Source organism: Comamonas koreensis (genome assembly GCF_014076495.1).
Classification (GTDB): Bacteria; Pseudomonadota; Gammaproteobacteria; order Burkholderiales; family Burkholderiaceae_C; genus Comamonas; species Comamonas squillarum.
This window is the reverse complement of sequence record NZ_CP043575.1, coordinates 2,119,182-2,144,160: the sequence shown is the minus strand read 5'-3', so window position 1 is coordinate 2,144,160 and position 24,979 is coordinate 2,119,182. Positions and strand designations below refer to the sequence as shown.

General features: G+C 63.2%; 25 protein-coding genes. 11 read left to right on the top strand and 14 right to left on the bottom strand.

Annotation, left to right across the window (positions count from 1 at the left end; all coding sequences use genetic code 11):
- Positions 1–20: 20 nt before the first annotated feature.
- Genes F0Q04_RS09575 through F0Q04_RS09560 form a run of 4 tightly spaced genes read right to left on the bottom strand, consistent with a single transcriptional unit; the run spans position 21 to position 3,458 of the window.
- Positions 21–614 (bottom strand): hypothetical protein, encoded by a 594-nt coding sequence (locus F0Q04_RS09575; protein ID WP_116924954.1) that lies wholly within the window; start codon positions 612–614, stop codon positions 21–23.
- A 53-nt stretch (positions 615–667) separates the two neighbouring features.
- Complete coding sequence (locus tag F0Q04_RS09570; protein ID WP_116924953.1) at positions 668–1,654, bottom strand: HpcH/HpaI aldolase/citrate lyase family protein; 987 nt, start codon at positions 1,652–1,654, stop codon at positions 668–670.
- Positions 1,655–1,666: 12 nt separating this feature from the next.
- Positions 1,667–2,455: a trans-aconitate 2-methyltransferase gene (tam, locus tag F0Q04_RS09565; protein WP_116924952.1), complete on the bottom strand. Its 789-nt coding sequence runs from the start codon at positions 2,453–2,455 to the stop codon at positions 1,667–1,669.
- A gap of 16 nt (positions 2,456–2,471) precedes the next feature.
- Positions 2,472–3,458 (bottom strand): malate dehydrogenase, encoded by a 987-nt coding sequence (locus F0Q04_RS09560; protein ID WP_116924951.1) that lies wholly within the window; start codon positions 3,456–3,458, stop codon positions 2,472–2,474.
- A 277-nt stretch (positions 3,459–3,735) separates the two neighbouring features.
- Here F0Q04_RS09560 and F0Q04_RS09555 point away from each other — a divergent pair, with 277 nt between their 5' ends.
- The 8 genes from F0Q04_RS09555 to F0Q04_RS09520 all read left to right on the top strand — a co-directional run bounded on the left by F0Q04_RS09555 (position 3,736) and on the right by F0Q04_RS09520 (position 11,696).
- Positions 3,736–4,530, top strand: coding sequence for a GntR family transcriptional regulator (locus tag F0Q04_RS09555; RefSeq protein ID WP_021026923.1), 795 nt, complete (start codon positions 3,736–3,738; stop codon positions 4,528–4,530).
- Between the two features lie 135 nt (positions 4,531–4,665).
- Entirely contained in the window at positions 4,666–5,100 is a 435-nt protein-coding gene (sdhC, locus tag F0Q04_RS09550) for a succinate dehydrogenase, cytochrome b556 subunit (RefSeq protein ID WP_182345270.1), read from the top strand.
- Between the two features lie 43 nt (positions 5,101–5,143).
- Positions 5,144–5,509, top strand: a complete 366-nt coding sequence (gene sdhD / locus F0Q04_RS09545; protein ID WP_133858580.1) for a succinate dehydrogenase, hydrophobic membrane anchor protein — start codon at positions 5,144–5,146, stop codon at positions 5,507–5,509.
- Between the two features lie 22 nt (positions 5,510–5,531).
- Positions 5,532–7,337, top strand: coding sequence for a succinate dehydrogenase flavoprotein subunit (sdhA, locus tag F0Q04_RS09540; RefSeq protein WP_182345269.1), 1,806 nt, complete (start codon positions 5,532–5,534; stop codon positions 7,335–7,337).
- Between the two features lie 31 nt (positions 7,338–7,368).
- Positions 7,369–8,073 carry a succinate dehydrogenase iron-sulfur subunit gene (locus F0Q04_RS09535; protein ID WP_021026927.1) on the top strand — a complete coding sequence of 235 codons (705 nt, stop codon included), beginning with the start codon at positions 7,369–7,371 and terminating at the stop codon, positions 8,071–8,073.
- 15 nt (positions 8,074–8,088) lie between these two features.
- The gene (locus F0Q04_RS09530; RefSeq protein WP_116924947.1) at positions 8,089–8,382 is read left to right on the top strand and encodes a succinate dehydrogenase assembly factor 2; all 294 of its coding nucleotides are present in this window, start codon (positions 8,089–8,091) and stop codon (positions 8,380–8,382) included.
- 20 nt (positions 8,383–8,402) lie between these two features.
- Positions 8,403–9,713: a citrate synthase gene (locus tag F0Q04_RS09525; protein WP_182345268.1), complete on the top strand. Its 1,311-nt coding sequence runs from the start codon at positions 8,403–8,405 to the stop codon at positions 9,711–9,713.
- A 123-nt stretch (positions 9,714–9,836) separates the two neighbouring features.
- Positions 9,837–11,696, top strand: coding sequence for a phosphoethanolamine transferase (locus tag F0Q04_RS09520; RefSeq protein WP_182345267.1), 1,860 nt, complete (start codon positions 9,837–9,839; stop codon positions 11,694–11,696).
- On the opposite strand, the gene F0Q04_RS09515 is transcribed toward F0Q04_RS09520, so the two are convergent.
- Positions 11,693–12,886, bottom strand: a complete 1,194-nt coding sequence (locus F0Q04_RS09515; RefSeq protein WP_420093983.1) for a PA0069 family radical SAM protein — start codon at positions 12,884–12,886, stop codon at positions 11,693–11,695. The genes F0Q04_RS09520 and F0Q04_RS09515 overlap by 4 nt on opposite strands.
- A 275-nt stretch (positions 12,887–13,161) precedes the next feature.
- Between F0Q04_RS09515 and rnk the strand changes: the two genes are divergently transcribed.
- Positions 13,162–13,575, top strand: a complete 414-nt coding sequence (gene rnk, locus F0Q04_RS09510; protein ID WP_116924943.1) for a nucleoside diphosphate kinase regulator — start codon at positions 13,162–13,164, stop codon at positions 13,573–13,575.
- 34 nt (positions 13,576–13,609) lie between these two features.
- Here the strand turns inward: rnk and F0Q04_RS09505 are convergent, their stop codons facing one another.
- Positions 13,610–14,794, bottom strand: coding sequence for an acyltransferase family protein (locus F0Q04_RS09505; protein WP_332839223.1), 1,185 nt, complete (start codon positions 14,792–14,794; stop codon positions 13,610–13,612).
- A 209-nt stretch (positions 14,795–15,003) separates the two neighbouring features.
- Here F0Q04_RS09505 and F0Q04_RS09500 point away from each other — a divergent pair, with 209 nt between their 5' ends.
- Positions 15,004–15,588, top strand: a complete 585-nt coding sequence (locus F0Q04_RS09500) for a GbsR/MarR family transcriptional regulator (RefSeq protein WP_182345264.1) — start codon at positions 15,004–15,006, stop codon at positions 15,586–15,588.
- A gap of 1 nt (position 15,589) precedes the next feature.
- Positions 15,590–16,075, top strand: coding sequence for a hypothetical protein (locus tag F0Q04_RS09495; RefSeq protein WP_182345263.1), 486 nt, complete (start codon positions 15,590–15,592; stop codon positions 16,073–16,075).
- On the opposite strand, the gene F0Q04_RS09490 is transcribed toward F0Q04_RS09495, so the two are convergent.
- The 8 genes from F0Q04_RS09490 to F0Q04_RS09455 form a co-directional block, all read right to left on the bottom strand.
- Positions 16,072–16,716 carry a DUF1439 domain-containing protein gene (locus F0Q04_RS09490; RefSeq protein ID WP_182345262.1) on the bottom strand — a complete coding sequence of 215 codons (645 nt, stop codon included), beginning with the start codon at positions 16,714–16,716 and terminating at the stop codon, positions 16,072–16,074. The two genes, F0Q04_RS09495 and F0Q04_RS09490, sit on opposite strands and share 4 nt — an antisense overlap.
- A gap of 86 nt (positions 16,717–16,802) precedes the next feature.
- Positions 16,803–17,792, bottom strand: coding sequence for an NAD(P)H-dependent flavin oxidoreductase (locus F0Q04_RS09485; protein WP_116924940.1), 990 nt, complete (start codon positions 17,790–17,792; stop codon positions 16,803–16,805).
- Positions 17,793–17,898: 106 nt separating this feature from the next.
- Positions 17,899–19,692, bottom strand: a complete 1,794-nt coding sequence (locus tag F0Q04_RS09480; RefSeq protein ID WP_116924939.1) for an acyl-CoA dehydrogenase — start codon at positions 19,690–19,692, stop codon at positions 17,899–17,901.
- A gap of 175 nt (positions 19,693–19,867) precedes the next feature.
- Positions 19,868–20,800 carry an electron transfer flavoprotein subunit alpha/FixB family protein gene (locus F0Q04_RS09475; protein WP_182345261.1) on the bottom strand — a complete coding sequence of 311 codons (933 nt, stop codon included), beginning with the start codon at positions 20,798–20,800 and terminating at the stop codon, positions 19,868–19,870.
- Between the two features lie 43 nt (positions 20,801–20,843).
- Positions 20,844–21,593, bottom strand: coding sequence for an electron transfer flavoprotein subunit beta/FixA family protein (locus tag F0Q04_RS09470; protein ID WP_116927872.1), 750 nt, complete (start codon positions 21,591–21,593; stop codon positions 20,844–20,846).
- A 202-nt stretch (positions 21,594–21,795) separates the two neighbouring features.
- Positions 21,796–23,070, bottom strand: coding sequence for a mechanosensitive ion channel family protein (locus F0Q04_RS09465; RefSeq protein ID WP_182345260.1), 1,275 nt, complete (start codon positions 23,068–23,070; stop codon positions 21,796–21,798).
- 139 nt (positions 23,071–23,209) lie between these two features.
- Positions 23,210–23,989 carry an enoyl-CoA hydratase gene (locus tag F0Q04_RS09460; RefSeq protein ID WP_182345259.1) on the bottom strand — a complete coding sequence of 260 codons (780 nt, stop codon included), beginning with the start codon at positions 23,987–23,989 and terminating at the stop codon, positions 23,210–23,212.
- Between the two features lie 23 nt (positions 23,990–24,012).
- The gene (locus F0Q04_RS09455) at positions 24,013–24,966 is read right to left on the bottom strand and encodes a histone deacetylase family protein (RefSeq protein ID WP_232539566.1); all 954 of its coding nucleotides are present in this window, start codon (positions 24,964–24,966) and stop codon (positions 24,013–24,015) included.
- Positions 24,967–24,979: the final 13 nt, after the last annotated feature.

Sequence of the window (24,979 nt, the reverse complement as noted above, 5' to 3'; positions counted from 1 at the left end):
CAGCCGCGCCGCTGTTCTTATCAGCGGCCGTTGCCTTCAAACAGTGCGGCAGGTGGGTTTTTCTTGATGGCTTCGGCAACCTGGTTTTGCTCAGGGCTCATGCATTCGTCGGCCAGGCGCTGACCGAGCTTGCGGTTGATCAGCATCGACTTGTTGGCCACTTGCAGCCACATGGCGCCAGCGTGCTGGTCTTCCAGGCGGATGGTGCCCGTCGAGGTGGCCACGGGAGCCATGTGGTACTTGAAGCCCTTGCCTTCAACGAAGAAGTAGCCGGGGTTGACCGAGTCCTTAGCGATATTGATCGAGGCACCCAGCTCGCAGCTGATGCGGCCTTGGTAGACCTGCTCGGCAATGGCCAGCTCGGCGGGGGTCAGGGTCTGCTGGGCAGGAATGGACGCGGCCGCAGCGGCTGCGCCGGCACCAGCGGCAACCGCTGCGCCCTTTTTGGCGGTGGACGCACGCTTGGCAGGGGCCTTTTTGGCCGGTGCCTTCTTGGCGGCGGTGGTTTTGGCAGCCACTGGCTTGGCCGCCTTTTTCTCTTGCGCCTGCACGCTGCCCATGGACAACGTCAGCGCAGGCACCAGGACCAACAAAGAAATCACGCGATTTTTCATAACAACTCCCGCGATACAACGCAAGAAACAGGAAAAGGGCTGGACCCGGATGGTTACAGCCACTCCCGCACTGTACCCGGCAACGGACAACCCGTCTGCGCGGCACGCTCCAAAATTTGCCAAAAGTAACGATAACTTGCACGGTCATGCAAGACGCCGTCGACGCTGATCGGTGCCCATTGCGCGTCCGCCGCCGCCCGCACAATACGGGCCGCTTCATCGACCTGGCTCTGCGTGGGCGCGAAGGCCTGCAGGATGGGGCGGATCTGCGCGGGGTGGATGCTCCACATGCGGGTGTAGCCCAGCTCGCCGTAGGCACGGCGGGCCGCCTGCTCCATCGCATCGGGGTTCTTGAACTCGGTCACCACGCAGTGCGAGGGCACCTTGCCGTAGGCGTGGCAGGCGGCTGCGATCTCCAGCTTGGCGCGCAGCACCAGCGGATGCGTGAACTGGCCTTGCACGCCCATCGCGCTCGAGGGGATGGCGCCGCCATGGGCAGAGACAAAATCCATCAGGCCAAAGCTGATGCTTTGCACGCGGGGGTGGGCCGCAATCTCGAAAGCGCGGTGCACCGCCTGGGGCGACTCGATCAGCGCATGCAGCGGCACCGGGGTGCTGGTGGCCGCTTGCAGCAAGCGGTCGACCTGGTCGATGTCATCGACCGACTCGACCTTGGGCACCATAATGTGGCAGAGCTGCTCGCCCGCCTCACCGGCGATGGTGGCGATATCTTCGGCCAGCGCGGCGTGGTCGGCCGCATGCACGCGGGCAGCAACCCGGGCGCCGGGCGCGGCGTTCTTGGCCAGCGACGCAACCAGCCGGGCATGGGCCTTTTCCTGGCCGACGGCCGCGCCGTCTTCGCAGTCCAAGGTCACATCGAACACGCAGCGGCCAAACTCTTGCATCATCTGTGCCTGCAAGGCCAGGCTTTTGCGCATGCGGTCTTCCACACCGCTGTAGTGGTCGCAGACCGGCAGTGCCAGGGCCCCAGACTGGGCGCCCAGCAGTACCTGTGCGGGATGGATGGCGGAGACACTCATGGCTACTAATCGTCAGATGGGGCGCTTGGCCACCAAAAACAAGCGGGGAAAGGCCAGCAGGCGCTGGCCATCGCTGCGCAGGCCGTAGGCGGCATCGATGCGGCGGGTGTACTCGGCCACAAAGCTGGTTTGCAACTCGGCACGCAGAGGCTGGAGAAAGGGTCTCAGACCCGTGCCACGAACCCATTGGACAATCGCCTCCGCACTGTCCATTGGGTGCTGGTACGCCGTACGCCAGGCATCCACCTGCGCACCACGGGCCAACACATCGTAGTAATCATTCAAAGACAGCAAATCCGTGCGCAAGGCATGCGGATCGCCGATTTCTGCAGCCCAGGGCTGCAGCGCTGCCACCTCACGCATCAGGCGGTGGGTGGGCTCATCGCGGTTGTCGGGCATCTGCACGGCCAGCACACCACCGGGGGCCAACATGCCCATCAAGCGGGGCAGCAGCTGCGCGTGGCCCGGCACCCATTGCAGGGCCGCATTGGCAAAAATCAGGTCGGGCAAACGACCGTTGTGCAGTGGAGCCTGCCAGTGGGCGATGTCGCCCTGCTCAAAATGCACCTGCGCAAGACGCTGGCGCGCAGCGGCCAGCATGTCTTGCGACTGGTCGATACCCAGCACCCGTGCCTGCACGAAGCGCTGGGCCAGCAGCTCGGTGGAATTGCCCGGCCCGCAACCCAGATCCACCACATAGGCGGTATCGCTGGGCAGGGCCACGCGCGCCAGCAGTTCGGCGGCCGGGCGCGTGCGCTCGTCCTCGAACCGGCTGTAGAGCTGGGCATTCCATGCAAGCATGCGGATCGGCCTTGGATTACAGCAGGTGCTTGACGCCGTCTTGCTCGCCTTGCAGCTCAGCCAGGGTCTTGTCGATGCATTCTTGCGAGAACGCGTCGATTTCCAGACCTTCGACGATCTTGTATTCGCCGTTTTCGGTGGTCACGGGGAAGCCGAAGATGATGCCCGCTGGGATGCCGTATTCGCCGTTCGAAGGCACGCCCATGGTGACCCATTCGCCCGCCGAGCCCAGGGCCCAGTCACGCATGTGGTCGATGGCGGCATTCGCTGCCGATGCAGCCGACGACAGGCCACGAGCGGCAATGATGGCGGCGCCACGCTTGCCCACGGTAGGCAGGAACACGTCCTTATTCCAGGTCTGGTCGTTGATCGCGTCCTTGACCGACTTGCCGTCCACGGTCGCGAAACGGTAGTCAGCGTACATGGTGGGCGAGTGGTTGCCCCAGACGGTCAGCTTGCGGATGTCGCCGACCTTGAAGCCAGCCTTGGCAGCCAGTTGCGAGGCAGCGCGGTTGTGGTCCAGACGCAGCATGGCGGTGAAGTTCTTCGCTGGCAGGTCGGGAGCCGACTTCATCGCGATGTAGGCATTGGTGTTGGCAGGGTTGCCGACCACCAGCACTTTGACGTTGCGCGAAGCGACAGCGTTCAGGGCCTTGCCCTGGGCGGTGAAGATCTGGGCATTGGCAGCCAGCAGGTCAGCACGCTCCATGCCTGGGCCGCGAGGACGGGCACCCACGAGCAGCGCGTAATCGGTGTCCTTGAAGGCTTGCAGCGGATCGCTGTGGGCTTCGATACCGGCCAGCAGCGGGAAAGCGCAGTCTTCCAGCTCCATGATCACGCCCTTGAGCGCGTTCTGTGCCTTCTCGTCAGGAATTTCCAGCAGTTGCAGGATGACAGGCTGGTCCTTGCCCAGCATTTCGCCCGAAGCGATGCGGAACAACAGGGCATAACCGATTTGACCAGCGGCACCGGTGACGGCGACACGTACGGGCTTCTTGCTCATGGGAAAACTCCAGAAAATAGAAATGAGGTGTCCAAGCAGGCCAGCATCGGAGAGGGTGTCAAACGACTGGAATCAGCGATCGGGATCCCCCGATGGCAGGTCTGTAAACAGCGCGTAAGTGTACTCTTGAACAGATCACTCAGTCAATTTGTCTTATGTCTTATATAAGATATGATTGACCCCGGATGCGCTATACAATGCGCGCTGTAAATTTGAACCGTTGGATGTCACATCCACTGTGACACCTGAGAGATTGAATCTCTCCCAAGACAAGCGCATGACATCTTCCACCCCCAATGCAAACGACACCGGAATCACGTCCGCTGGCGACAGCGTGGGTGGTGCGACCCCGGCATTCAGCCCCCTCTACCAACAAATCAAGGGCCTGATCCTGCAAAGCCTGGAGGCCGGCGCCTGGAAACCGGGCGAGATGATCCCCAGCGAGATGGAGCTGGCCGCCCGCTACCGCGTCAGCCAAGGCACCGTGCGCAAGGCCATCGACGAGCTGGCTGCCGACAACCTGCTGCTGCGCCGCCAGGGCAAGGGCACCTTTGTGGCCACCCATGCCGAGCGCAATGTGCAGTACCGCTTCTTGCGTCTGCTTCCGGACAGCGGCGACCTCAACGAAGAAGGCCCGGCACAGCGCAACATCATCTCCTGCCGCAGCATCAAGGGCGCCAGCGAGATCTGCAAGCTGCTGCAGGTACCCACGGGCGAGTCGCTGATCCATGTGCGCCGCGTGCTGGTGTTTGCCGGCATTCCCACGATTGTCGAAGACATCTGGCTGCCCAGCAGCAGCTTCAAGGGCCTGACGGCCGAGCAGATGCGCGACTACCCCGGCGCCACCTATGCGATGTTCGAGGTGGAGTACGGCGTGCGCATGGTGCGCGCCCAGGAAAAGCTGCGTGCCGTGCTGCCCGATGCGGCACAGGCCCAATTGCTCGATATCGACGGCCAGACCCCCCTGCTGAGCGTCGAGCGTGTCGCTTACACCTATAACGATGTTCCCATGGAATTACGACGAGGTCTTTATCGGACGGACACCCACCATTACAGCAATACCCTGAGCTAATGCACCGGTCAAGTCTGAGTAGTCACCACGGGGTTAAAGAGAAACCCTTAGACCTGCGCGCTGCATTGCAATAAAATTTTGCAGGTTTGAGCCTAGCGATTACATAGCAGTTACATCCACGAAAGATTTCACACCATGACAGATACCACGAAGAAGCGGCCTGAGTTTCGCAATATCAACCCCATTTCGGACCTCACCACCTACCGCTTGCCGGTAGCAGCCAAGCTGTCGATCCTGCACCGCGCCAGCGGCCTGGTGATGTTCTTCCTGCTGCCCTTTGTGGTCTGGCTGCTCGACACCTCGATCTCCTCCGAATTCTCCTACGCCCGCTTCACCGCCGCCTTCAACACCGGCGCCGGTATTTTTGCGGGCTGGTTCATCAAGCTGGCCGTGCTGGCGCTCATCTGGGCCTACCTGCACCACTTCTGCGCTGGCCTGCGCCACATCTGGATGGATGTCTCGCACAAGTCGGTCAACAAGGAATTCGGCAAGAGCTCGGCCATAGTCTGCTTTGCCATCAGCCTGGCGCTGACCGCCATCCTGGGTGCCAAGCTGTTTGGCCTGTACTGATCGCCCGCGACTGCATTTACTGATAAATAAGAAAGGATTCCCCATGTCCGTCAATTACGGCTCCAAACGCGTCGTGACCGGTGCGCACTACGGTTTGCGCGACTGGCTGGCCCAGCGCATCACCGGCTTGCTGATGGCCTTGTTCACCGTGGCCCTGCTGGCCCAGGTGCTGATGATCAAGGGCCCCATCGGCTACGAACAGTGGGCAGGCATCTTCTCCCACCAGTGGATGAAGTTCATCACGGTGGGCACCCTGGTGGCCTTGGCCTACCACGCCTGGGTGGGCATGCGTGAAATCCTCATGGACTACGTCCAGCCCGTCGGCCTGCGCCTGGTGCTGCAGATTTTTGTGTTGGTCTGGCTGGTGGGCTGCCTCGGCTGGGGCCTGCAGGTTCTGTGGCGTCTGTGATACCCGCGATTGAAAGAGAACAATGAGCTATACAAAAGAGAACATCACCAAGCGCAAGTTTGATGTCGTCATCATCGGCGCAGGCGGCTCCGGTCTGCGCGCTGCGCTGGAACTGTCCAAGGCTGGCCTGTCCGTGGCTGCCTTGTCCAAGGTTTTCCCCACCCGCTCGCACACCGTGGCAGCGCAAGGTGGCGTGTCCGCCTCGCTGGGCAACATGTCGCCCGACAACTGGGAATGGCACTTCTACGACACCATCAAGGGCTCGGACTGGCTCGGTGACCAGGATGCGATCGAGTTCATGTGCCGCGAAGCACCCAAGGTGGTGTACGAGCTGGAACACTTCGGCATGCCTTTCGACCGCAACCCCGATGGCACGATCTACCAGCGCCCCTTCGGCGGCCACACCGCCAACCATGGCGAAAAGCCCGTGCAACGCGCTTGCGCAGCGGCTGACCGTACCGGCCACGCGATGCTGCACACGCTCTACCAGCAAAACGTCAAGTCCAAGACCAACTTCTTCGTCGAGTGGATGGCGCTGGACCTGATCCGCGACGAATCCGGTGACGTGATCGGCGTGACCGCCATCGAGCTGGAAACCGGCGACCTGTACGAGCTGCACGCCAAGGCGGTTCTGCTGGCCACCGGCGGCGCAGGCCGTATCTTCCAGGCATCGACCAATGCCTTCATCAACACCGGCGACGGCCTGGGCATGGCTGCACGCGCAGGCATCCCGCTGCAGGACATGGAGTTCTGGCAGTTCCACCCCACCGGCGTGGCCGGCGCGGGCGTGCTGCTGACCGAAGGCTGCCGCGGTGAAGGCGCTATTCTGCGCAACAGCGATGGCGAGCGTTTCATGGAGCGCTATGCGCCAACCCTGAAGGATCTGGCGCCACGCGACTTCGTCTCGCGCTCAATGGACCAGGAAATCAAGGAAGGCCGTGGCTGCGGTCCGAACAAGGACTACATCCTGCTGGACATGACCCACCTGGGTGCAGATACCATCCGCAAGCGCCTGCCTTCGGTGGAAGAGATCGGCCACAACTTCGCCAACGTGGACATCACCAAGGAACCGATTCCTGTGGTGCCCACCATCCACTACCAGATGGGCGGTATTCCCACCAACATCAACGGCCAGGTCGTTGTCTGGGATGGTCAAGAAAACAAAGTGGTCAACGGTCTCTACGCTGTGGGCGAATGCTCCTGCGTGTCGGTGCACGGCGCCAACCGCCTGGGCACGAACTCGCTGCTGGACCTGCTGGTCTTTGGCAAGTCGGCCGGCAAGCACATCGTCAACTACGTCAATGGCTATGGCGAATTCAAGCCGATGCCTGAGAACGCATCGGACTTCTCGCTGTCGCGCCTCAACAAGCTCGACGAGTCGACCAGCGGCGAATACGCGCAGGACGTGGCCAACGACATCCGCGCCTGCATGCAGCTGCACGCCGGTGTGTTCCGCACGCAAAAGAGCATGGACGAAGGCGTCAAGAAGATTGCCGACATCCGCGCCCGCGTCGGTGGCGTCACCTTGAAGGACAAGTCCAAGGTCTGGAACACCGCTCGCATGGAAGCGCTGGAAGTGGCCAACCTGATCGAAGTGGCGCAAGCCACCATGGTCTCGGCCGCCGCCCGCAAGGAATGCCGTGGCGCCCACACCGTGGATGACTACGAGCACCCTGCCGATGACCCCAAGTACCCACTGGGCCGCAATGATATCGACTGGCTCAAGCACACCCTGTGGTACAGCGCTGCCAACAGCCTGGAGTACAAGCCAGTGCAACTCAAGCCGCTGACCGTGCCGTCGGTACCGCCCAAGGTCCGTACCTTCTAAATCCACGCAGCCCACGAAAGAACATCCCAAAATGAAGCGTACTTTCAAAATCTATCGCTACGATCCCGATAAAGATGCCAAGCCCTACATGCAGACGGTGGAGGTGGAGCTCGACGGTCATGAGCGCATGCTGCTGGACGCCCTGGTCAAGCTCAAGGAACTCGACCCATCGATCTCGTTCCGCCGCTCCTGCCGCGAAGGCGTGTGCGGCTCGGACGCGATGAACATCAACGGCAAGAACGGTCTGGCGTGCCTGACGAACATGAACACCCTCAAGGGTGACATCGTCTTGAAGCCCCTGCCCGGTCTGCCCGTGATCCGCGACCTGATCGTGGACATGACCCAGTTCTTCAAGCAGTACCACTCGATCAAGCCCTACCTGATGGCCGACAGCTTTGTCGCCAACGAGAAGGAGCGCCTGCAGTCGCCCGAAGAGCGCGAAGAGCTCAACGGCCTGTACGAGTGCATTCTGTGCGCCAGTTGCTCGACCAGCTGCCCCTCGTTCTGGTGGAACCCCGACAAGTTCGTGGGCCCCGCCGGTTTGCTGCAGGCCTACCGCTTCATCGCCGACAGCCGCGATGACCACACCGGTGAGCGCCTGGACAACCTGGAAGACCCCTACCGTCTGTTCCGTTGCCACACCATCATGAACTGCGTGGACGTGTGCCCCAAGCACCTCAACCCCACCAAGGCGATTGGCAAGATCAAGGAATTGATGGTTCGCCGTGCGGTGTAAGAACCAGATTGAGCAATGATGGAAAACGAACTGCTGGATGAACGTGCGCGCGATCTGCTGCGCTGGCGTAGCCGCCGAGGCCTGGTGGAGAACGACATCTTCGTCGAGCAGTTCTTCCGCACATACGGAGCAAGCCTGAATGTCCGCCAGGCGCAAGGGCTGACCACTTTGATGAACCTGTCGGACAACGACCTGCTGGACTTGATGCTCAAGCGCAAGGAACCAACAGGCGACCTCGACACGCCAGATGTTCATGAAGTGCTGGAGATGCTGCGCAGCCGAAAACCACGTGCATCTCTTGCGGACTAACTCGAGAAGGAACCAGTTTTATGAAACTAGCAGACAACAAAGCCACGCTATCGTTTAGCAACGGCGCAGCAAGCGTAGACCTTCCGGTTTACCAGGGCTCGATCGGCCCGGATGTCATCGACATCCGCAAGCTGTACGCGCAGACCGGCATGTTCACGTACGACCCCGGTTTCCTCTCGACGGCTGCCTGCCAGTCGGCCATCACCTATATCGATGGTGACAAGGGCGAGCTGCTGTACCGCGGCTACCCGATCGAGCAACTGGCCAAGAACTGCAACTACCTCGAAACCTGCTACCTGCTGCTGTACGGCGAGCTGCCCAATGCCACGCAGAAGGCCGAGTTCGAAGACACGGTGACCAAGCACACCATGGTCAACGAGCAGATGCAGTTCTTCCTGCGTGGTTTCCGCCGCGATGCGCACCCCATGGCCGTTCTGACGGGTCTGGTGGGTGGCATGTCGGCCTTCTACCACGACAGCACCGACATCACCAACCCCGAGCACCGCAACATCGCTGCGATCCGCTTGATCGCCAAGCTGCCAACCCTGGTGGCCATGGCCTACAAGTACGGCACGGGCCAGCCTTACATGTACCCGAAGAATGACCTGTCCTATGCAGGCAACTTCATGCGCATGATGTTCGGCAACCCCTGTGAAGAGTATGTGGTGAACCCGGTGGTAGAGCGCGCGCTCGACCGCATCTTCATCCTGCACGCAGACCACGAGCAAAACGCGTCGACCTCGACCGTGCGCCTGTGCGGCTCCTCGGGCACCAACCCGTTTGCGGCCATCTCCGCCGGCGTTGCCTGTCTGTGGGGCCCTGCCCACGGCGGCGCTAACGAAGCCTGTCTGAACATGCTGGAAAACATCCAGGCCAACGGCGGCATCGCCAAGGTCGGCGAGTTCATGGAGCAGGTCAAGGACAAGTCCAGCGGCGTCAAGCTGATGGGCTTTGGCCACCGCGTCTACAAGAACTACGACCCACGCGCCAAGCTGATGCAGGAAACCTGCAACGAGATCCTGGCCGAGCTGGGCCTGGAAAACGATCCGCTGTTCGCACTGGCCAAGCAAGTCGAGAAGATCGCTCTGGAAGACGACTACTTCGTCTCGCGCAAGCTGTACCCGAACGTGGACTTCTATTCGGGCATCGTGCAACGCGCCATCGGCATCCCTGTGAAGCTGTTCACCGGCATCTTCGCGCTGGCCCGCACCGTCGGCTGGATCGCCCAGCTCAACGAGCAAATGGCCGATCCCGAGTACAAGATTGGCCGTCCACGCCAGCTCTACACTGGCTCGGTGGTCCGCGACGTGCAACCTATCGCCAAGCGCTGATAGCACCGGCCAGGCGCTGCCTGGCCCTGCACCAGACCCTCTCCAAAAACCCGCTTCGGCGGGTTTTTTTATGGCGCTGGTCCTATTAATCACTTGTTAAGCTAGCCAGCCGACCATGGCGGGATGAATTTCTTTGCCCGGTTTATCACCCCCACAGGCAAGGCCGCCGACACCGCGGCGTTTCCGCCCCACTCGGCCGCGTTGCCCTTCAGCGCCGACCTGGCCACAACCAGCAGTAGCCCGCCCGCACGTCCCGTGTGGCTGTGGAGCCTGGTCGTCAGCCTGTGGCTGGCCAGCGTGGGCAATCTGGCCTTGTGGAAGGCCCTCTCGCAGGCAGACGGCCTGAGCAGCGCCCAGCAGTGGGTGCTGGGCCTGAGCCTGGGCCTGGCCATTGCCTGCGCTTGCTGGGCCCTCTTGAACCTGCTCAGCTGGGGCCGCGCCGCCAAACCGGTGATGATCGCGCTGTGCTGGATCGCCGCGTTTGCTGCCTGCTTCATGCTGAACTACGGCATTGCCATCGATGCCTCGATGCTCGTCAATGTGCTGCAAACCGATGTGAAGGAAGCGGCCGACCTGCTGCACTGGAGCTTGGTGGTCACCGTGGGCGCCATCGCTATTCCCCCCACCTGGTGGATCTGGCGCCAGACCCTGCCCCACCGCAAGGGCTGGCGCCCAGTGCTCCAGCAGCTGGGCATGGTGCTGCTGGCGGTCCTGGCCATGGCCGTCGTGGTGGTGGCGGGTTTTCGCCCCATCTCGTCAGCCATGCGTAACCACACCAACCTGCGCTACATGATGAACCCGCTGTCCACCGTCTACGCCGCAGGCAACCTGGTGGCCCAGCAAATTCACCACCGCGACACCACGCTGTACCCGATTGGCGAAGATGCCAAGCTGGGTGCCAGCTATGCTGGCCAGACCAGCTTCCCGATCTATGCGCTGGTCGTCGGCGAGACCGGCCGCGCCGGCAATTTTGCGACCAATGGCTATGAGCGTCCCACGACGCCTTTGCTGTCCGCCCGCCAGGACCTCGCCATCGCCACCAACGCCTGGTCCTGCGGCACCAGCACCGCCGTGTCGGTGCCCTGCATGTTCTCCCACCTGGGGCGCAGCAGCCAGGACAGCAACAAATCCTATGAAAACCTGCTCGATGTCTTGCAGCGCGCCGGCCTGGCTGTGCTCTGGGTCGAGAACCAATCGGGCTGCAAGGGCGTTTGCGCCCGCGTGCACAACGCCAATACCGAGACGGACCTGCCCGCCGCGGCCCGTAAGGCGCTGTGCCAGGACGGCGAATGCGTGGACATGGCCCTGCTCGAAGGCCTCGATGAACGCATCAATGCGCTGCCCGCCGAGCAACGCGCCAAAGGCGTGGTGGTGGTGCTGCACCAGATGGGCAGCCATGGCCCGGCCTATTTCAAGCGTTCGCTGGGCCAGGACAAGCGCTTCAGCCCCGAGTGCAACAACGTCAACCTACAGTCCTGCGACCGCGCATCGCTGATCAATGCCTATGACAACAGCGTCGTTGCCACCGACCGCATGCTCGGCAGCCTGATCGACTGGCTCGCCAGCAAGGGCCAGCGCCAGCCCACGGCGATGATGTATGTGGCCGACCATGGCGAATCGCTGGGCGAGAACAACATCTACCTGCACGGCCTGCCCTACTCCGTCGCACCCGATGTCCAAAAGCATGTGCCCTGGATCACCTGGCTCTCGCCCGCGATGCAGCAACGCATGGGCATCAGCACCAGCTGCCTGCAGCAGGCCGTGGGCACTGCCCGCATCAGCCACGACAACCTGTTCCACTCGATGCTGGGCCTCACCGATGTGCAGACCGCGCTGCACCAGCCCGATCTGGATATTTTTGCCAGCTGCAAGGGCCGCTCTGCACCGCCCGCCACTTTGGCGCACCTGGCGTCTGCCTCTGCTCCAGCAACCGTTGCAGCGCAGCCGCCGACCACGGTCGCTGCTGCACGCAAGCGCGGCTAAAACAGCGTGCCCTGCCCCGGGTGCGGCGCCTGCGCGGCGCCCGCCTGGCGCACTGTCTGCTGCAGCTGCTGGGCGCGCCAGGCCTCAAAACCGCGCCAATCCATCTCTTGCCGCTCGCGCCCATAGCCCAGCTGCGCGCAGGCCCGCACAAAGCGCTGGCGCACCAGGTCGGCCCACAGGCCCTGGCCTTTCATGCGGCTGAACGACTGGCTGTCATAGCTCTTGCCGCGCAGCCGGTCGGCCTCGCTGATCTGGTGCAGGTCGCGCACCCGCTGCATTACCCGGGCTGCGCGCTGCGGGTAATGGGCCTGCAGCCACTGCTGGAACACGCCGTTGAGCTCCCAAGGCAGGCGCAGCACGGTGTAGAAGGCCGTGGTGGCGCCGGCCTCGCGCGCGGCCGCCAGCACCTCTTCCATGTCCTCGGTCAAAAACGGAATATGGGGTGCGACGCTCACCCCGACCGGAATGCCGGCCTCCGCCAGTTGGCGTATGGTGCGCAGCCGCCGGTGCGGCGCCGCAGCCCGGGGCTCGAGCAGGCGGGTCAGCTGTGGGTCCAGGCTGGTGATCGTGATGTAGACGGCCGCCGCATTCTTGCGCGCTACAGCGGCGATCAGGTCGATATCGCGCTCCACCGCACTGCTCTTGGTGATCAGTGAAAAAGGATGCTCGGCCTCACTGAGCACCTCGATCAGCTGCCGCGTCAGGCCCAGCTCCCGCTCGATGGGCTGGTAGCAATCGGTGGCCGAGCCGATATTGAGCGAGGCCGGCTGGTAGCGCGGGCGGCTGATCTCGGCCTTGAGCACCTGGGCAATATTGGTCTTGGCAAACAGCTGGGTTTCAAAATCCAGCCCCGGCGAGAGGTTCAGGTAGCTGTGGTACGGCCTGGCATAGCAGTAGATGCAGCCATGCTCGCAGCCCCGGTAGGGGTTGACCGAGTGATCAAAGAAGATATCGGGTGAGTCGTTTTTCTGGATCGCGCTGCGCGCCCGCTCCGCGTGCACCTGGGTCGGCAGGCTCTCGGCGTCCTGCTGCCACCAGGCGCCTTCTTCCAGATCCAATTCTGGATCAGCGCCGACGGCCGCTTGAGCAGCTGCTGGGGTCCAGCCATCGTCGGCCCATTCCCGCACATCGCTGGCAAAACGGTGGCGGGGCGTGCCAACCGCGCCGCGCCCCTTGCGGGCCACCGGCAGTGGCACACGCACCGGCACAGGCCCATCCAGCTCGTCCGCGCAGCGGTGCAGGGTCTGTGCGTCTTCAAACGGGGCAGAGTCAACGGTGTGGGTGGAGGGATGGCGGGCAGGCATACTAACGGATTATGACTGTTTTTATATACAGTATTTCATGCATTGTCCGCCATCCCGGCAGCCTCTGCAAGCGCCGCCTGCACCAGGGCTATTCGCACCGTTTTGGTGCGAAATGGGGCATAGCCTACATTCGGGGATTACATACTCCGGAGGAAGTTTTCATGTCTCGCAAACCCCAACTCATCCTGTCATCCCTGGATGTGGACCGCCTTGAAGCGCTGCTGGAGGCCATGCCGGCCAGTGCCTTCCCCGGCAAGGCGGATCTGGAGGCCGAGATTGCCCGAGCCGATATCGTGGAGCCCAGCGATATTCCGCCGGATGTGGTGACGATGAACTCCAGCGTCAACTTCGACATTGCCGAATCGGGCAAGCAGTTCCAGCTGACCCTGGTCTACCCCAAGGACCTGGACGACACCAGCAGCAAGATTTCGGTATTTGCACCGGTGGGCAGTGCGCTGCTGGGCCTGGCGATTGGCGACCAGTTGGCCTGGCCCTCCGTGGGAGGAAAGACCATGACCGTGCGCGTGACCGGCATCAGCTACCAGCCCGAGCGCGCTGGCGATCTGCACCGCTGAGCGGCCAACAGACCAGAGCCGGCAAAGGGCGTGCTTACATCGACAAGCGTGCGCCCACCAGGGTCACCAGCAGACCGCCGCCGACCAGGCCCAGCTCCCAGCGAGCCACAGAGCGCAGGCTGGGCGTGCGCGCCTCCACCCCCAGGTAGAGCGCGCGCCCGGCCAGCAGCGACAGCGCAAAGGCCAGGCCCATGCCCAGCCAGTTGAGCCAGGGCTGGCTGGGCCAGACATGCGAGACCACCGCGTTGCACAGCACCACGATGGAAAAGTGCACCAGAAACACCGAGTAGCCCATTTGGCCGAGCGACTGCAGCCAGCGCACGGGCGCCTGGCGGCCCAGCCAGTCGACCAGGCGGCTGTCGTGCGGCAGGCGCATCAGCCACAGCAGCGCGACGGCGCCGCACAGCGCCACCGCAATGCGCAGGCGGAAATCGACCTCCAGTGACACGAGACCCAGCGCCAGCAGACAGGCCGTCCAGGACCAGGGCTTGGCGCTTTGGCTGCCCCAGAAGGCCAGCATGCCCATGCCATAGGCACCGATAAAGTAAACAAACCACATGTCCAGCTCACTGTGGCGGTTGAACACCAGGAGCGACATGGCCGTCAGCGCCAGAACCACCCACTGACCCAGCTGCAGGCCCAGCCACTGGCGGGCCCAGCGGCGGCTCCATGCAAACAGCAAGGTGACGGCGGCAAACAGCTGGAAGTCAATCGCCACGTACCAAACGCCGGCCGACAGCGCATCTTCGCCGCTGATGTCCTGCAGCATCAGCGCATTGGCGATCAGCTGCTGCCAGGTAGGCTCGGCGGGGACGGAGTCGTGGGCAAACCAGGGCCGCACCAGCGCTGCGATGAGCACGGCCAGCAACAGCGCGACGGAGTAAGGCGCGAGCAGGCGCAGCGCGCGCTGGCCGATCTTGGCCAGTGGGCTGCCAAAGCGGGCCACACCTTGCGGGGCCAGGCTGGCCGCCGACAGAAAGCCGCCCATGACCAGAAAAATCTGCACGGCAATGCGCGCATATTCCGCCAGCCAGTCAATGATGCCGGGGGTGACTTGCGCTGCGACATCCGACATCGGGCCGTAGAAAGCCAGGTGGTGCCAGACGATGGCAGCACAGCAAGCCCCTTTGGTCATGTCCAGCCACAGATTTCGTTTGTTATGGGTTGTTGTGGTAGGCAAGATAGTCTCTGGCCAGCGACACCACAATGGGCAAGCCATGGCAGCGCAGGCTGGCAATGTTCTGACAAAGGTGTGGCACCGCGCGCGCAGTGCCACTGCCTGTGTAACGCCTGGGGATCCGCGCCCGTTGACGCTGCCGCCCCGCTGATCGAGCGAAATCTGCCTTCTTTACACGGCGCCGGGTGGTTGGCCGGGTGGCGGCGGCCTGGGCATTTCAGTGCTTCCAGAAAAAACCGATAATCACAGCCATGAAACAAGCCCCAACGCCGCTGCCCGAGCTCACCCGCCAATTCGTGTCACATTTTGGCGAGATGGGCAGCCGCTGGGGCATCAACCGCACCGTGGGCCAGATCTACGCGCTGATCTTTCTCTCGCCCCAGCCGATCAATGCCGACGAGATTGCCGAGGGCCTGTCGTTCTCGCGCTCCAATGTCAGCATGGGCTTGAAGGAGCTGCAATCCTGGCGCCTGGTGCATATGCGCCACCAGCCGGGCGACCGGCGCGAATACTTTGAAGCGCCGGCTGATGTCTGGGAGATCTTTCGCACCCTGGCCGAAGAGCGCCGCCGCCGCGAGATCGAACCCACGCAGTCGATGCTGCGCTCGGCCCTGCTGCAGGAAACCCATTCCGCCGATGAGCAGTACGCCCAGCAGCGCATGCAGGAGATGTACGACCTGATCGACAAGCTGATGACCTGGTTTGACGATGTGCAGCGCCTCAACCCCGACACCGCCCTGCAGCTGATGGGCATGGGCAGCGCCGTCACCCGGGTGCTGACCCTCAAGGACCGGCTGACCGGAAAATCGCCCGCCCGCAAGGAAGGCAACGACTGAGATGCTGGCCCTGCAAGCGCCGGCTGCCATTGCCGAGCGGCTCTGGCCCGGCAGCACCTGGCCCGCTGTGGTGCCTGGCCTGATGCCCGGTCATGGCCTGCCCACGACCGAGATCGCCGGCGATTTTGTGCTGCTGGACCACCTGGCCGCGGCCCAAGAGACCTGGGGGCGCGACGCCCCGTTGGCCATGCTGGGCCAGGACTGGTGGGTGTTTGCCTGCTCGGGCACCGGTGACGCCTGGCTGCTGAGCCGTGACCAGCAGCAGGCCGTTGCCTTTCTGGACCACGCTGCCGGGCCTGATGCCCTGCCCCAGCCGCTGGGTATCGATGCCGGGCAATGGCTGCAACTGGCCAATCTGATGGCGCAGCTCGAAGCTGCGCAAGACCAGGGGCTGGACCAGGGGCAGGATGTGGTACTGCAAGCCTTGGCGCTGATGGAGCAACTGGCACCAGGCTTATCCGCCCACTACCCCTACACGCTGGCCTAACGCGCTGGCACAGCAGTGGCTGTCTTGGGCGCCAGCACAATGCGCAGGCCTTGCTCCTGCACCTCCATGCGCTCGACCGTATAGCCCAGGCCTTGCAGCAGCATGCGCTGGCTGGCCGGCAGCTCATAGACCAGCAGGCCTTGCAATACCTGCTCGGCCAGGCGGGGCGCATAGGTCTGGAACATGCCCTGGTAGGCAGCAGGCACGCCCTGCATCTGCAGCTGCTGCACACGCACGTTGTGCAGGCGAATGCTGGCGTCGGCGTCATCGAAGGCCAGGCCAAAATCCAGGGTCATCTGGCCAGGGTATTCGTTGCCCATCAGCTTCTCGGTCACCCAGATATCGAAGGCGGCTCGCAGGCTGTTGCTGGCTGCCAGCAATTGCACGCTGGGCTTTTGCAGCTGGATGACGACAATGCCCTGCCAGGAGCGGGCCAGCGGAAACTTCGCAGCGACTGCCTGCTGCAGTTGCGCCTGGCTGATGCGGATGCTGCGTGCACCGGCAGGCAGGCTGGCATCGGCAGCCTGCGCCACGCTGGTCATAAGGCCAGCCCCAGCCACCAAGGCAGCGGCAGCCCATACCAGGCAGCGGCGGCGCTGCAGCGGCTGGGGGGCACCCTGGGCAAAAAACTGATTCTCCATCGCATCACACCGTAGCCGTCAAGCGCGGTTGGACAGCGCCGCAGGGCCAAAGTTCAGCCCAGGCGGCCGGTGTAGGTATCTGCGCGTTACGCCGCCTGTGCAGGGGCTGACGCGCGGCTCGGGCCGCCAGCCAGCAGCGCGTCGCGGGCGTCGAAGTACTCGCGCTTGAGCCGGGCCACCAGCTCGGCAGCGGGCACCACCTGCTTGATGGCGCCGATGCCCTGGCCACTGCCCCAGATGTCTTTCCAGGCCTTGCGCTCCTTGCCAAAGCTCATCGAGCTGGGGTCGGAGACCGGCAGGTTGTCCGGGTCCATGCCAGCTGCGCGGATCGACGGGCTCAGGTAGTTGCCATGCACGCCAGTGAACAGGTTGCTGTAGATGATGTCGTCCGAGTTGGAGCTGACGATCATCTGCTTGTACTCTTCGACGGCGCGCGCCTCATCGGTGGCGATAAAGGCCGAGCCGATATAGGCAAAGTCGGCGCCCATGGCCTGGGCTGCCAGCACCGCACGGCCATGGGCAATGCTGCCCGACAAGGCCAGCGGGCCGTCAAACCATTCACGGATTTCCTGCACCAGCGCAAACGGGCTCTTGATGCCCGCATGGCCACCGGCACCAGCGGCCACGGCAATCAGGCCATCGGCCCCCTTGTCGATGGCCTTGTGTGCAAAGCTGTTGTTGATGATGTCGTGCATCACCACACCGCCCCAGGAATGGGCGGCCTGGAACACGTCCTCGCGTGCACCCAGCGAGGTGATCAAAATGGGCACCTTGTACTTTTCGCACAGCGCCATGTCATGCTCCAGACGCTCGTTGGTCCGGTGCACGATCTGGTTGATGGCAAATGGCGCGGCGGGCTGGTCTGGGTGGGCGCGGTTGTGCGCGGCCAGGGTTTCGGTGATTTCGGCCAGCCAGTCATCGAGCTGCTCGGCCGGGCGGGCATTGAGCGCCGGCATGGAACCGACGATGCCGGCCTTGCACTGCGCAATCAGCAACTGCGGGTTGCTGACGATGAACAGCGGCGAGCCGATGACCGGGAAAGGCACGTTCTGCAACGCGCCGGGAAGTTTGGACATACAAGGTCTCCTTCAAAGGGCAAAAGCCTGCTGCGTCGCTTGGGCGGCGCAGACCCCGTGCACCTTGGCCCAGGCGCACGGGGGGCTTTGTGTGGGGGCATGGCGCTCAGAAGCTGTCCTGCGGCAGCGCCATCACCGGGGCCGCACCATGCAGGATTTCTTCACGCAATGCCGAGGTTTTTACCAAAATATGCGTGGCATAGAAATGCGCGGTTGTCACCTTGGCTTCGAGAAACGCCTTGTCGCCCGCGCCTTGGCTCAGTTGCTGCTCGGCTGCCAGCAAGGCCCGGCCCATCTGCCAACCGGCCACCAGATTGCCCGCCAGCATCAGATACGACACGCTGGCCGCAAACACATCGTTGGGCGCCGTCTTGCTGCCGGCCACCACGTAGTCGACCACGGCCAAAAAGTCCTGCCGCGCCTGCGCCAGCGCACGCACAAAAGCCTGGGCAGCGCCCGAGCTGCTGGCCTTCAGCGCCTGCTCGGTCTGCGCAATCTGGCTGGCGATGCCACGCGCAGCCTGGCCGCCGTCGCGCGCGGTCTTGCGGCCCACCAGGTCATTGGCCTGGATGGCGGTCGTGCCTTCATAGATGGTCAAAATCTTGGCATCGCGGTAGTGCTGGGCGGCGCCCGTCTCCTCGATAAAGCCCATGCCGCCGTGCACCTGCACGCCCAGGCTGGTCACCTCCTGGCTCATCTCGGTGCTGTAGCCCTTGATGAGCGGCACCATGAATTCGTAGAACGCCTGGTTGTCCTGGCGCACCTGCTGGTCGGGATGGGCATGGGCGGCATCAAAGGCGGCAGCTGCCGTCAAGGCCATCGCGCGGCAGCCTTCGGTGTAGGCGCGCATGGTCATCAGCATGCGGCGCACATCGGGGTGGTGGATGATGGTGGCGCTGCCGGCCACACTGCCATCGACCGGGCGGCTTTGCACACGCTCCTTGGCAAAGGCCGCTGCCTGCTGGTAGGCCCGCTCGGCAATGGCCACGCCCTGCAGGCCCACGGCATAGCGGGCCGCGTTCATCATGATGAACATGTACTCCAGGCCCCGGTTCTCTTCGCCCACCAAGAAGCCGGTGGCACCACCGTGGTCGCCATACTGCAGCACACAGGTGGGGGAGGCCTTGATGCCCAGCTTGTGCTCGATGCTCACGCAGTGCACATCGTTGCGCGCGCCCAGCGTGCCATCGGCATTGACGAGGAACTTGGGCACCACAAACAGGCTGATGCCCTTGACGCCCTCGGGCGCCCCCACCACCCGGGCCAGCACCAGGTGCACGATGTTCTCGGCCATGTCGTGCTCACCGTAGGTGATGAAAATCTTGGTGCCAAAGACCTGGTAGCTGCCATCGCCCTGCCGCTCGGCACGTGTGCGCACCAGCGCCAGGTCCGAGCCGGCCTGGGGCTCGGTCAGGTTCATCGTGCCGGTCCACTGGCCGGAGACCAGCTTGTCCAGGTAGGTCGTTTTCAGCGCATCGCTGCCGGCGGTGAGCAAGGCCTCAATCGCGCCATCGGTGAGCAAGGGGCAGAGCGCAAAGCTCATGTTGGCGCTGTTGAGCATCTCCACGCAGGCCGCGCCAATCGTCTTGGGCAAGCCCTGGCCGCCGGCATCCACAGGGTGCTGCAGGCCCTGCCAGCCGCCTTGCACATACTGCGCAAAGGCCTCCTTGAACCCCGCCGTGGTGCTGACCTGGCCATCCTTCCAGGTCGAGGGCTGCAGGTCTCCCACCACATTCAGCGGCGCCACCACCTCTTCGTTAAAGCGTGCGCATTCCTCCAGCACGGCCTGCGCCGTCTCCAGCCCCGCTTCTTCAAAACCGGGGATCTGTGCCACCTGGTCGATGCGGGCCAGGTGCTCCATCGCAAACAGCATGTCCTTGACAGGTGCCTTGTAGCTCATCGTTGTCTCCTCGTCTTATCGTCTTGTCATTGCTCGTGGTTCGGGTGCGCCGCACACACAAAAAAAGGCATCCCCCAGGGGATGCCTTGATGTGCTTTTGCCTACCACCACGCTGCCCCTCACATCCAGCGTCAGCGGGATGCTGTGGCGGCGTGGGGTGGTTGCAGGCACGTTTTTACAGCTTGCTGGCCATCTCGGGCACAGCCTCAAACAGATCGGCCACCAGGCCATAGTCGGCCACGCTGAAGATCGGCGCTTCTTCGTCCTTGTTGATCGCCACGATCACCTTGGAGTCCTTCATGCCGGCCAGATGCTGGATCGCGCCCGAGATGCCCGCTGCCACATACAGCTGGGGCGCGACGATCTTGCCGGTCTGGCCCACTTGCAGGTCGTTGGGCGCGTAGCCCGCATCCACCGCTGCGCGGCTCGCGCCAATGGCCGCGCCCAGCTTGTCGGCCAGCGGGGTCATCACTTCGTTGAACTTCTCGGCGCTGCCCAGCGCCCGGCCACCGGAGACGATGATCTTCGCTGCCGTGAGTTCCGGGCGGTCGTTCTTGGTCACTTCGCGGCCCACAAAGCTGCTCTTGCCGCTGTCAGCGGCGGCTGCTGCGTTCTCGACCGAGGCCGAGCCGCCGGTGGCCGCTGCGGCGTCAAAGCCGGTGCCGCGCACGGTGATGACCTTGGTGGCATCGATCGATTGCACGGTGGCAATGGCATTGCCCGCGTAGATGGGGCGCTCGAAGGTGTCGGCGCTCACCACCTTGGTGATGTCGCTGATCTGGGCGACGTCGAGCTTGGCTGCCACGCGTGGCGCCACGTTCTTGCCCGAGGCGGTGGCTGGCGCCAGGATGTGGCTGTAGTTGCCGGCAATGGCCAGCACTTGCGCGGCCAGGTTTTCGGCCAGGCCGTCTTTCAGCGCCGGGCCATCGGCCAGGATGACTTTGGCAACGCCTGCGATCTGGGCTGCGGCCTGGGCTGCGGCTGCTGCCCCTTCGCCCGCTACCAGCACATGCACATCGCCGCCGCAAGCCAGGGCTGCGGTGACGGTGTTGAGCGTGGCGGTCTTGATCGTTTGGTTGTCGTGTTCTGCAATAACGAGAGCGGTCATGTCTATCGTCTTTCCATTCAATGTGTCAGGTGTCGGGTCAAGGTCAGATGACTTTGGCTTCGTTCTTGAGCTTGTCGATCAGGGTCGCCACATCGGGGACCTTCACGCCGGCGCCGCGCTTGGCGGGTTCCTGCACCTTCAAGGTCTTCAGGCGCGGGCTCACGTCCACACCCAGGTCTTCGGGCTTGACGGTGTCGAGCTGCTTTTTCTTGGCCTTCATGATGTTGGGCAAGGTGACGTAGCGCGGCTCGTTCAGACGCAGGTCGGTGGTGATGACAGCGGGCATGGACAGAGACAGGGTCTCCAGACCGCCGTCCACTTCGCGCGTGACGCTCACCTTGTCGCCAGCGACCTCGACCTTGGAGGCGAACGTGGCCTGGGGCAGATCAGCGAGCGCTGCCAGCATCTGGCCGGTCTGGTTGGCGTCGTCGTCAATCGCTTGCTTGCCGCAGATCACGAGGCCCGGCTGCTCCTTGTCCACCAGCGCCTTCAGGAGCTTGGCGACCGCCAGCGGCTGCAGCTCTTCGGCCGTTTCGACCAGGATGGCGCGGTCCGCACCAATGGCCATCGCCGTGCGCAGCGTCTCCTGGCACTGGGTCACGCCGCAGCTCACTGCGATGATCTCGGTGACCACGCCCTTTTCCTTCAAACGCACGGCCTCTTCCACCGCGATTTCATCAAAGGGGTTCATCGACATCTTCACGTTCGCAATGTCCACTCCCGAGCCATCGCTCTTGACGCGCACCTTGACGTTGTAGTCCACCACGCGTTTGACGGGTACCAGTACTTTCATAAACCTCGACTCCTGAGTTGTTCAATAGGTTTGCGCCAGTGGCGGCGCGTTGGCGCGGCCACTCAGCCATGGGCATGGATCAGGCCATCATCGCACAAAAACAGCACGGTCGTGCTTTTTTATGACCAGACGAGCCATAACGACCAATTATCGGCGCATCGCTGCGCAGCAGCCTCCATTTTCCGCACAAGTTGGCGGTTCATCAGCCCTGGCTGGCAGGTATTGCACCGCCGCTATTGTTCTGGATATGCAAAACACGTTGCGGGAACGGAATCTCGATGCTGGCAGCGCGCAGGCCCTCGAGCACGGCGATATTGACCGCCGACTTCACATTGGCCTGGCCGTTCATCGGATCGTTGATGTAAAAGCTCAGGCTGAACTCCAGCCCGTCGGGCGCGAAATTCACCAGAAACACCGAGGGTTCGGGCTTTTCCAGCACCCGGGCCTGCGCCAGTGCTGCGCTCTTCAAGACCTCGCGCACCTGCGCGACATCGCTGTCTGCGCCCACGACAATCTGGGTGGTCAGATTGAACTTCTGGTCGGCATCGGTGAGGTTTTCCACCCGCTGGGTGATCAAGGTCTCATTGGGGACAATCGATTCGCGCCCGTTGGATGCGCGAATCACCGTGTAGCGCGTGCGGATGTCAGTGATGCGGCCTTCAAAACCGTCAACGCGCACGTTGTCGCCAATGCGCAAGGCGCGCTCGATCAGCACCAAAAAGCCGCTGACATAGTTGGAGGCGATCTTCTGCATGCCAAAGCCCAGGCCGACCCCGAAGGCACCGCCCAGCACCGACAGCGCCGTCAGATCGACCCCGACCAGTGACAGCGCCACCAGCAGGCCGACCGTGATCAGCAGCATGCGCGTGAGGTTGACGGCCATCTTGCGCATCGACAGGTCCTTGACCATGTCATCGATCACGCGCTGCTCGAAGGTGGTCGAAATCCACAGCACCACCAACATCACCATGCCCACCGATATCGCCCCCTGGAACAGCTCCAGCACCGATATCGACGTCTTGCCAAAGGCGAACTGCACGGCATCGAGCTGGGCCATCACCTGCGGCAGCACACCCAGGATGCCCAGCACCGCCACACCCCAGGCCAGCCACGAGAAAATCCGCTCGATCAGGCGCACCAAGGTGGAGTTGGGAAAGGTCTTGGCCAGCACCCGGGCCACCAGGCGAATCACCGCCAGCGACAGCAAAATCTGCACCGCCAGCCGCAGCAAAAACACCGGCTGGTAATGCTCCACCACCATGCGGGCAGCGGCCGTCATCAGCAATGCCATCAGCGGAAACAGCGCCCCGCCCCAGGCCGTCTTGCCAAACCAGACTGAAGGCTTGCCATCGTCGCGGTGGCGGTAAAAGCTGCGCGTGAGCAACCAGGCCAGGCCCAGGCAAATCACGAGAACAGCCAGCTCCTGCCAGGTGCTGGCCTGTTCAAAGTCCTGTAGTAAACGATCAAAGATATCCATGCGCCGGTCTCATAGAGTCAAAAAAAAGCATAGGCGCGAGCATATGCTGGTTTCGTACCCTATCACCGATGGCGCGCTGGCGTTTGTAGGACCGGCCGACATCCTAGACGGACTTGGCCCTGCCGGATGCGTGCGGGATTCAGGACCAGACCGGCTTGCGCTTTTGCGCAAAGGCCTGCGCGCCTTCCTGCGCGTTGCTGTCCATCATGTTGGAGGCCATGCACTGGCTCGCCACCTGGTAGGCCGCTTCGATGCCCAGCTCGCGCTGCTGGTAGACGAGGGCCTTGCCCATGCGCACGGCCGCAGCGGGTTTGCTGACAATGGCCGCGACCAGCTTTTCCAGCTCGGCATCGAGCTGCTCGGGCGCGGCCACCCGGTTGACCAGGCCCTGGGCCAGCGCCTGCTCGGCACTGATGAATTCGCCCGTCAGCAGCATCTCCATCGCCTGCTTGATGGGCATGTTGCGCACCAGGGGCACGCTGGGCGTGGCGCAGAACAGGCCGTACTGGATGCCGCTGGTGGCAAAGCTCGCCTCGCTGCTGGCAACGGCCAGGTCACACTGCGCCACCAACTGGCAGCCGGCTGCAGTCGCCATGCCCTGCACACGTGCGATCACGGGCACCGGCAGCTTCTGGATCGCCATCATCACCTGGCTGCAGCGGTTGAACAGGTCCTGGTACCAGGCGCGGTCCGGGTGGGCCGCCATGTCCTTGAGGTTGTGGCCCGCGCAAAAGGCCCGGCCCTGCGCGGCCAGCACCACCAGCCGCACCGATGGATCCTGCGCAATGGCCGCCAGCGCGGCGCGCAAGGCCGCCAGCATCTCATCGCCCAGCGCATTGAAGCGCGCCGCATCATTCATGCACAAGGTCACCACACCGCGCGCATCGCGGCTGTGCACAAGCAAGTTGCTGTCCGTCATGGGTCCGGGTCCTCAAAAGGTGTTTACAGATCGGCGAGCACGCGGATGTGGGCTTCCACACTGGCTGCCAGCGGCGTCATCACATAGCCGCCTTCCAGACAGGAGACGATGCGGCCTTTGCTAAAGCGCCGTGCAATGTCCTTGATGCGGTGGGTGATCCAGGCGTAGTCGGCCTCGACCATGCCCAGCTGGCCCATGTCGTCTTCGCGGTGGGCATCAAAGCCGGCGCTGATGAAGACCATCTCGGGCTTGAACTCTTCGAGGCGCGGGATCCAGTAGGTCTCGACAATCTCGCGGATGTCCATGCCCTTGGTGTATGCCGGCACCGGCACATTGAGCATATTGGCCGCCGGGTCCTTGTCGCCCGAATGCGGGTAGAACGGGTGCTGGAATATGCCCACCATCAGAATGTGCGGGTCGCCTGCGCAGATGTCTTCGGTGCCATTGCCGTGGTGCACATCAAAGTCGACAATCGCCACGCGCTTGAGCTGGTGGCGCATCAGCGCATACTTGGCAGCCACCGCGACATTGTTGAAAAAACAAAAGCCCATGGCCTGCTTGCGCGTGGCATGGTGGCCCGGCGGGCGTACGGCGCAAAAGGCGTTTTCCATCTCGCCGCTGATGACCGCATCGGTGGCCGCCAACGCTGCGCCGCAGGCCCGCAGCGCGGCATTCCAGGTGGCACCGTTGACGGCAGTGTCGGTGTCCAGCATCAAGGTTGCGGGGCCGCCAATGGCCTGGTTATCGGCCGCCATCTCGGACAGGCCGCGTATCGATGCGATATGCAGGCGCTCATGGCCCAGTTCCAGATCGGACATGCTGGCCTTGGGGGCGTCGCGCCGCTCCAACGCATCCCCCACCCCAGTGATCAGCAAGCGGTCTTCAATCGCATCCAGGCGTGCAGCGCATTCCGGGTGGGCAGGCCCCATGTCGTGCAGCCAACAGTCACGGTGGCTGAAATAACCTGTCTTGGACACAGTTTTCGTCTCC